Source organism: Streptomyces sp. UH6, assembly GCF_013421635.1.
Lineage (GTDB): Bacteria > Actinomycetota > Actinomycetes > Streptomycetales > Streptomycetaceae > Streptomyces > Streptomyces abyssomicinicus.
Window position 1 is genome coordinate 1 of the sequence record NZ_JACADT010000180.1, and the last position, 8,033, is coordinate 8,033.

General features: G+C 72.5%; 7 protein-coding genes and 1 pseudogene. 4 read left to right on the forward strand and 4 right to left on the reverse strand.

Features of this window, described 5'->3' with window-relative positions; genetic code table 11:
* On the reverse strand, positions 1-575 hold a 575-nt coding region (locus HW445_RS11970), incomplete at its 3' end, for a TetR/AcrR family transcriptional regulator (RefSeq protein WP_374939633.1).
* 216 nt (positions 576-791) lie between these two features.
* Here HW445_RS11970 and HW445_RS11975 point away from each other — a divergent pair.
* Positions 792-1,511 (forward strand): annotated as a pseudogene (locus HW445_RS11975) (FAD-dependent oxidoreductase); the annotation flags it as partial.
* Between the two features lie 94 nt (positions 1,512-1,605).
* On the opposite strand, the gene HW445_RS11980 reads toward HW445_RS11975, so the two are convergent.
* A complete protein-coding gene (locus tag HW445_RS11980; RefSeq protein ID WP_180221004.1) occupies positions 1,606-1,959 on the reverse strand; it encodes a tetratricopeptide repeat protein in 354 nt (117 codons plus the stop codon).
* Positions 1,960-2,227: 268 nt separating this feature from the next.
* Between HW445_RS11980 and HW445_RS11985 the strand changes: the two genes are divergently transcribed.
* Entirely contained in the window at positions 2,228-3,103 is an 876-nt protein-coding gene (locus HW445_RS11985) for an SGNH/GDSL hydrolase family protein (RefSeq protein ID WP_180221005.1), read from the forward strand.
* A gap of 109 nt (positions 3,104-3,212) precedes the next feature.
* On the opposite strand, the gene HW445_RS11990 is transcribed toward HW445_RS11985, so the two are convergent.
* Positions 3,213-3,632: a CBS domain-containing protein gene (locus tag HW445_RS11990; protein ID WP_180221006.1), complete on the reverse strand. Its 420-nt coding sequence runs from the start codon at positions 3,630-3,632 to the stop codon at positions 3,213-3,215.
* Positions 3,633-3,752: 120 nt separating this feature from the next.
* Positions 3,753-4,874: a YihY/virulence factor BrkB family protein gene (locus HW445_RS11995; RefSeq protein WP_257231016.1), complete on the reverse strand. Its 1,122-nt coding sequence runs from the start codon at positions 4,872-4,874 to the stop codon at positions 3,753-3,755.
* A gap of 272 nt (positions 4,875-5,146) precedes the next feature.
* Here HW445_RS11995 and HW445_RS12000 point away from each other — a divergent pair, with 272 nt between their 5' ends.
* Together HW445_RS12000 and HW445_RS12005 are read left to right on the forward strand one after the other, a co-directional pair.
* Positions 5,147-6,976: an ABC transporter ATP-binding protein gene (locus HW445_RS12000; protein ID WP_180221007.1), complete on the forward strand. Its 1,830-nt coding sequence runs from the start codon at positions 5,147-5,149 to the stop codon at positions 6,974-6,976.
* A gap of 94 nt (positions 6,977-7,070) precedes the next feature.
* A partial coding sequence (locus HW445_RS12005) for an aminotransferase class V-fold PLP-dependent enzyme (RefSeq protein ID WP_180221008.1) occupies positions 7,071-8,033 on the forward strand: 963 nt, incomplete at its 3' end.

An 8,033-nucleotide genomic window follows, 5' to 3' on the forward strand; every position in this document is an offset into this window, starting at 1 on the left:
AGACGCGTCCCCCCGCCCTCCAGGCCGGCCCGGGCCATCGAGCCCTCCAGCAGGAAGGACAGGTGCTCGGCCACCGCACGCGCCTCCTCCGGGCGGCCGGGCAGCAACTCCTCCACATGCCCGGCGAGCAGGTCCTCGACCTCCTCCTTGTGGCGGCGCACCACGTCCCGGCCGCGGTCCCCGGCCGGCAGCTCGGCGGCGGCGTTCAGCAGGCCGCAGCCCCGGAAACCGCGGTCGTAGGCGAAGGCGGCGTGATCGGCGTACGCGTCGAAGACGGCCAGCACGCGGTCGCGGCCGTCCCGCGCCTCCTGGAGGCGCTGTTGGTAGAGGCCCAGCCACTCCTCGTGCCGTGCGTGGAGGTAGGCCGTCACCAACTCGGCCTTGGAGGCGAAGTTGTTGTACAGGCTCATCTTCGCCACGCCCGCCTCGGCGGTGATCGTGTCGATGCCCGTCGCCGCCACGCCGTCCGCGTAGAAGCGGCGCGCCGCGGCCGCGAGCAGCCGCTCCCGGGCGGCCCCCCGCCGCCTGCCAGGACGCGCGGCACCCGACTCCCTACCGCTCACCGGGTCGCTCACCAAGATCCCCTCTCTCCCACTTGATTAGGTAGGTCAGTCTACCTAGTCGGGGGCAGGTGTCCGGTGTTCGCGCCCAGGTGCGGGCATGCGCGGGGGTCCTCGGCCCGTGGCGGGAGGCGTGCGGAGGTCGCGCGAGCCCGGTGCGCACGGCGCGACCGCGGAGGGAACAAGGGGTGCGGCGGGGCTCGGGGTGAGGGCGGGCTCCGGCCGTCCGGCGAGGCGGGGGCGGAGGTGCGGACCGGGGTCTCGGTCACCGACGTGCGCAGGGAGAACGGCACGGTGGTCGCCACCACCGACGCGGGCGACCGGGTGGAGGCGGACGAGATCCTCTTCGCGACGGGGCGGGCCCCGCGCACCGACGACCTGGGTCTGGAGACCGTCGGTCTGGAGCCCGGTTCCTGGCTGAGGGTGGACGACACGCTGCGGGTCGTCGGCAGCGACTGGCTCTACGCGGCCGGCGACGCCAACCACCGGGCGCTCCTGACCCATCAGGGGAAGTACCAGGCGCGGATCGCCGGGGACGCGATCGGCGCCCGGGCCCGAGGAGAGGCCCCGCCGGCCGCGGCCACCGCCGACGACGGCGCCGTGCCCCAGGTGGTCTTCACCGACCCCGAGGCGGCCTCGGTCGGAGTCACCCTCGCCGAGGCGGAACGCGCCGGGCACCGGGTCCGCGCGGTCGACGTCGACCTCGCCACCGTCGCCGGAGCGGGACTCTACGCCGACGGCTACCGGGGACGGGCGCGGATGGTCGTCGACCTGGACAAGGAGATCCTCCGCGGGGTCACCTTCGTCGGCCCCGGGGTCGGTGAACTCCTGCACTCCGCGACCGTCGCGGTGGTGGCCCAGGTCCCGGTCGCCCGGCTCTGGCACGCCGTCCCCGCCTATCCGACGATCAGCGAGGTGTGGCTCCGGTTCCTCGAGGCATACCGGGGCTGAGCGGGGCCGCCCCGGACACCCGGGACGGCCCCGCCCGTCCTGCGCGACTCACAGGTCCTCACGCGCAGGCCCTCACCCGCGGGTCCTCACGCACTCACAGTTCCTCGAAGTCGCCCGCCATCGCCGCGGCCAGCCGGAGGTGCGGCCGCGCCTCCTCGTGGCGGCCCTGCCGCTCCAGCGTGCGCCCGAGCAGCAGCCGGGCGTACTGCTCCACCGGGTCGCGCTCCACCAGCAGACGGCACTGCGCCTCGGCCCGCCCCAGCTGCGCCGAGTGGTAGTAGGCACGCGCGAGCAGCAGCCGCGGACCGCTCTGCTCCGGCACCTCCTCAACCAGCGTGCTGAGCACCCGCGCCGCGTCCGCGTAGTTCTTGCGGCCGAAGTGCTTCTGCGCCCGCTCCCAGCGCTCGGCCGGCGTCCCGTAGTCGTGGTACGACCTGGTCGTGTTCACGTCGATCTCCTCTCGCCTGCCTGAACCGCGCGTGACGGCGGGCTATTCCGCACCGCGTCCGGGCCCCTTCCCGGCGGCGCCGACGGCCCCCGGGAAGGAGCCCGGCGTCGTTTCTGGCACGACGAGACACGTCCAGATTGTTGACAAGTCCCTGTCATGGCCCGACATTACGAGCGAGTAACCGGCGTCTCACGAAGCCGGTTCGCCCCACCCCACCGCCGTCACGCGCCCCGGCACGCCCCGGCGTGCCGCCCACCAGGAGGACCCGATGCCGCACCCCGCCCGCCGCCTGCGCAGAACCCTCGCCGCCGCCCTCGCGGTGAGCGCCGTCGCCCTCGGCCTCGCCGTCCAGCCCGCCCAGGCCGCCGAACCGCTGCGCTACGTCGCCCTCGGCGACAGCTACAGCGCGGGCTCCGGGGTCTCGCCCACCGACTTCAGCAGCCCGCTCTGTCTGCGCTCCAAGGTCAACTACCCGAAGGTGATCGCCGGCCGCACCGGCGCCGACCTCACCGACGTCACCTGCGGCGCCGCCCAGACCAAGCACTTCACCCAGGCCCAGTACCCGCTGGTCCCGCCGCAGGTGAACGCGGTGACCGCCGACACCGACCTGATCACGCTGACCATCGGCGGCAACGACAACAGCACCTTCATCGGCGCGCTCCTCGCCTGCGGCTCCGCGGGTCTGGTCACCGGGGGATACGGCAACCCCTGCGAGACCGTGAACGGCAGCCGGTTCACCGACGCGATCGACGACAGCACCTACCCGGCGCTCAAAAGCGCGCTCGCCGCCGTCCGGGCGAAGGCGCCCGACGCGCGGATCGCCGTCCTCGGCTACCCCTGGATCACCCCGGCCACCTTCGACTCCACCTGCTTCTCCAAGCTTCCCATCGCCCGCGGCGACATCCCCTACCTGCGCGGCCTCCAGAGCCACCTCAACGACACCCTCGCCCGCGCCGCCCGCGAGTCCGGCGCCGTCTACGTCGACTTCTCGCAGGTCTCCGAGGGGCACGACGCCTGCAAGGCCGCCGGGACCCGGTGGATCGAGCCGGTCCTGGGCGGCAACAGCATCGTGCCCGTCCACCCCAACGCCCTCGGGGAGAGCCGGATGGCCGACCACACCATGGCGGTCCTCGGACTCGGCTGACCCGGCCGGCCCGGCGACCCGGACGGCGGACACCACCGACGGGTCCCTGCGACGGCGATGCCCGCTCCCTCCGGCCGGGAGGGGGCGGGCATCGTGCCGTCCGGCGTCGTCAGGAGCGCGAGTAGACGCTCTCCACGAAGTCGGCGAGCTTGTCGTCCGTCAGGTGGTGCGCCAGGTCCGCCTCGCTGATCATGCCGATCAGCCGCTTGTTCTCGATCACCGGAAGCCGCTTGATCTGGTGCTCCCGCATCTCCTGGAGCACCTCGTCGACGTCCGCGGAGGCGTCCACCCAGCGCGGCGTGCCCTCGGTGAGGTCGGCGCAGGTGACCTTGGACGGGTCGTGGCCCGAGGCCACGCACTTCACCACGATGTCGCGGTCGGTGATGATGCCCTGCATCCGCTCGTCCTCACCGGCGACCGGCAGCGCCCCGACGTCGAGCTCCCGCATCAACTGGGCCGCCCGGTCCAGCGTCTCGCCGGCGGGGATCCACTGGGCGCCGGGGTGCATGATGTCCTTGGCCGTCGTCATGTCGTCACTCCTCCTCGAAGGTCTGTGCGCGCTTTCTCCGTCTCCTCGGGTTTCCGTGGTGGGCAGAACAAACCGGACTTCGGCATTCCGGTGCGAGGGGTCACCGGCCGTGCCCGGGCGTCACCCCGTGTACCCGCCGTCCTCCATGCGCCGTCGGTCCTCCTCGTCCCACGCGGCGGTGTCGCGGGGCTGGGTGTACGGCTCCTCCTCCGGCGGGTGGCCGCCGGCGATGGCGCGCTGGCGGACCGTCTCCGCGTCGAACTCCAGGCCCAGCAGGATGGCGAGATTGGTGATCCAGAGCCAGATCAGGAAGATCACCACACCGGCCATCGTCCCGTAGGTCTTGTTGTACGAGCCGAAGTTCGCCACGTAGAAGGCGAAACCGACCGAGGCGACCATCCAGAGGAACAGGGCCAGGAAACTGCCCGGGGTGATCCACCGGAACCCCTTGACCTTCGCGTTCGGCGCCGCCCAGTAGAGGATCGCGATCATCAGGGTGACCAGGACGACCAGCACCGGCCACTTCGCGATCGACCACACGGTCAGGGCCGTGTCGCCGATGCCGAGGGTGGTGCCGACCTCGCGTGCCAGGCCGCCGGTGAAGACCACGATGACCGCGCTCGCCGCCGTCATCACCATCAGCACCACGGTGATGCCGACCCGCACCGGCAGGACCTTCCACACCGGCCGTCCCTCGGGGATGTCGTACACGGCGTTGGCCGTGCGGATGAAGCCCGCGACATATCCGGACGCCGACCAGATCGCCAGCACCAGACCGACGACCGCCATGATCGAGCCGATCCCGGCGCCGCCCTGCAACTGCTCCACGGCCCGGGTGATGATGTCCCGGGCGGGCCCCGGGGCCAGCTTGGTGATGTTGTCCATCACGCGGTCGGTGGCGTCCTGTCCCATGATGCCCAGCAGGGAGACCAGTACCAGCAGCGCGGGGAAGAGCGAGAGCACCGCGTAGTAGGTCAGCGCCGCCGCGCGGTCGGTGAGTTCGTCGTCCTTGAACTCCTTGAGGGCACCCTTGAAGACCTTGCCCCAGCGGGGCTTGGGGAGGTCGGTCGGACTGTCCGGGGCGTTGCGCTCCACCGAGGGGGAGGGACCGAACGCCTGCGCGCCGGTGTCCTCGTCGCCGTGCCGGTGCCCGGGGGACCCGGGCGGACCGACGGGCCGCCCACCGCGGTCGGCGTCGCCGTCGCCGTGGTCGCCGCTACCTGGAAGATGCATTTTCGCCATGAACGCCGGGTATCCTCGGCGCCCGCGGATACGCACGCGGGTCCACCCGGTCCGCCGTACGGGGGACTTCTGCTGCCGGTTCGGTCCGCCCTCCCGGCCGCCACGCGCCACCCGGCCGCCACGCGCCACCCGTGTCCGCGCCACCGCTCCGCCTCCGACGGCGGCCGAAAAAAACGCTTGGACGGGGCGAACCGCGCCACGCAAGACTTCCCCTCCCGGGTTCACCCCAAATGTCCGTGCCCGGGCGCACCACGACCCCTAGGCGCACACACATGGAATCGCCTGAGAAACGCGAGGGTCCGCGCAAGGGACCCGTACTCCTCGCACTCCGCCACTACGGCCGGGAACTGGCCCGGCTCCGACGCTTCACCGTGCCCGCCCTGCTGCTGCCGGCACTGGGCAACATCGGCCTCTACTACGTCGCCCCCCTGATCGTCGCCAAGCTGATCGGCCACGTCGCCGGTGACGAGAACCCCGGCGGCGAGGGAGCGTTCGAGTCCGCGCTCCCCTACGTCCTCGGCTTCGCCGGCGTGCTGCTGTTCGCCGAAGCCCTGTGGCGCGTCGGCCTGCACTGCCTCAACCGCCTCGACGCCTACGGCATCGAGCACCTCTACGTCGTCGGCATGGACGAGCTCTACGCCAAGGACTCGGCGTTCTTCCACGACAACTTCGCCGGATCGCTCACCAAGCGGGTCCTCAGCTTCGCCACCCGCTTCGAGGAGTTCGCCGACACCCTCACCTTCAACATCATGGGCAGCTTCGTGCCGCTCGCCTTCGGCTCCGTGGTCCTGTGGAACTACGACCCGCTGCTCGTCGTCGGCCTGCTCACCATGCTCGCGGTGACGGCCGTCTGCGTGGTGCCGCTCATCCGGCGGCGGCAGAAGCTCGTCGCACGGCGCGAGGAGGCCATCGCCCGGGTCTCCGGGCACGTGGCCGACAGCCTGATGAACATGGAGACCGTCCGCGCGTTCGCCGCCGAGCGGCGCGAGGCCGCCGAACACCGCTCGCGCGTCGCCGAGTCGCGCCGCCTCACCCTGCGGTCCTGGGACTTCGGGAACCTGCGCATCGACACGCTGATCGCGCCCATGTCCGTCGCCACCAACCTGCTCGGGCTGCTGCTCGCCGTGTCGCTCGGCGGCGGCACGCACAGCGTGGAGGCGGTCGTCGTCGCCTTCACCTACTACACCAACGCGACCCGGATCATGTTCGAGTTCAACCAGATCTACCGCCGTCTGGAGAGCTCGATGACGGAGGCCGCCCAGTTCACCGAGCTGCTGCTGGAGCCGCCGACCGTCCTCGACCCCCCGGAGCCCGAGCCGCTGCGGGCCGACGGGGCCGACGTCCGCTTCGAACGGGTGACCTTCTCCCACGGAGGCGGCAAGCCGCTCTTCGAGGACCTGGAACTGGCGGTGCCGGGCGGGGCCAAGATCGGTCTGGTCGGCCGCTCCGGCGGCGGCAAGACCACCCTGACCCGGCTGCTGCTGCGCATGACGGACATCGACGGCGGCCGCATCCTGATCGGCGGTCAGGACATCAGCAGGCTCCGCCAGGCCGATCTGCGCAGCATGATCGCCTACGTCCCTCAAGAGCCGGCGATGTTCCACCGCACCCTGAAGGAGAACATCGCCTTCGCCAGGCCAGGGGCCACCGACGCCGAGATCCGCCGCGCGGCGGAGGCCGCGCACGTCACCGAGTTCGCCGACGCGCTGCCCGACGGCTTCGAGACCATGGTCGGCGAACGGGGCGTCAAACTCTCCGGAGGGCAGCGGCAGCGGGTGGCCCTCGCGCGGGCCATCCTGCGCGACGCACCGGTCCTGCTGCTCGACGAGGCCACCAGCGCCCTCGACTCGGAGAGCGAGATCCTCATCCAGGAGGCGCTCTGGCGGCTCATGGAGGGCCGGACCGCCCTGGTGGTGGCCCACCGCCTCAGCACCGTCGCCGGCATGGACCGCCTGGTGGTCCTCGACCGCGGACGGATCATCGAGCAGGGCGCCCACCACGAACTGCTCGCCACCGGTGGCGTCTACGCCAAACTGTGGGAGCACCAGTCGGGCGGCTTCCTCGAGGACGACGACCCGGCCTGGGCCGACAACCCGGCCTGACGCGGCGCCCGCCGCTCCTCGTCCACGGTGGCGGGGCGCGGCGGGGCCCTCCGGGGGCTGGCCCGCCGGGGACCGCGTGTTCTACGTTTCGCCCATGTCAGTGTCAGATCAGCCCGCCCGCATCTCGGCCCGCACCCCGGCCGGCATCCTCGCCCGCCTCGACGCCCTGCGCACCGCCGATCTCCCGGTCCGCGGCGGACGCACCATGGCCTACGTCTACGACTCCGGACTGGACGGGCCGGAGGCACTGGCCGCGGCCGCCCAGGCCCGGGTGGCCGGCGTCAACGGCCTGGACATGACCGTCTTCCCCAGCGTCGTCACCCTGGAGAACGAGGTGGTCGGGCGGGCCGCCCGGCTGCTCGGCGGTGACGGGGGCACCGCCGGCGTGTTCACCAGCGGGGGAACCGAGAGCTGCATGCTCGCCGTGCTGACGGCGCGGGAGCACGCCCGCCGGACCCGGGGGCTGCGGGAGGGCGCCGAGCTGGTGCTGCCGGCCACCGCCCACGCCGCCTTCCACAAGGCCGCGCACCTCTTCGGGCTGCGCGTGGTGGAGGTCCCGGTCGACCCGCTGACCTTCGAGGTCCGCGCCGGGGACATGGCCGCGGCGATCACCGATCGCACCGCCCTGGTGGTCGTCTCCGCCCCGTCCTACCCGCACGGGGTGATCGACCCGGTCGCCGGCGTCGCCGCCGCGGCCGCGGCGCGCGGGGTGCTCTGCCACGTCGACGCCTGCATCGGCGGCTGGTACCTCGGCCACCTCCGGCTCGCCCCGGACGCCCCGGACATCCCCGCGTTCGACCTGTCGGTGCCCGGCGTCACCTCGGTCTCGGCGGACCTGCACAAGTACGGGTACACGCCCAAGGGGGCCTCGGTACTGCTGTTCCGCGACGCGGAGCTCCGGCGCCACGGCTGGTTCGCGCAGGCCGGGTGGCCCGGCTATCCGGTGGTCAACCCCACGCTCCAGGGCACCCGTTCGGCGGCGCCGCTGGCCGGCGCCTGGGCGGTGCTGGAGCACATCGGCACCGACGGCTACACCGATCTCGCGCGGCGCGTGCAC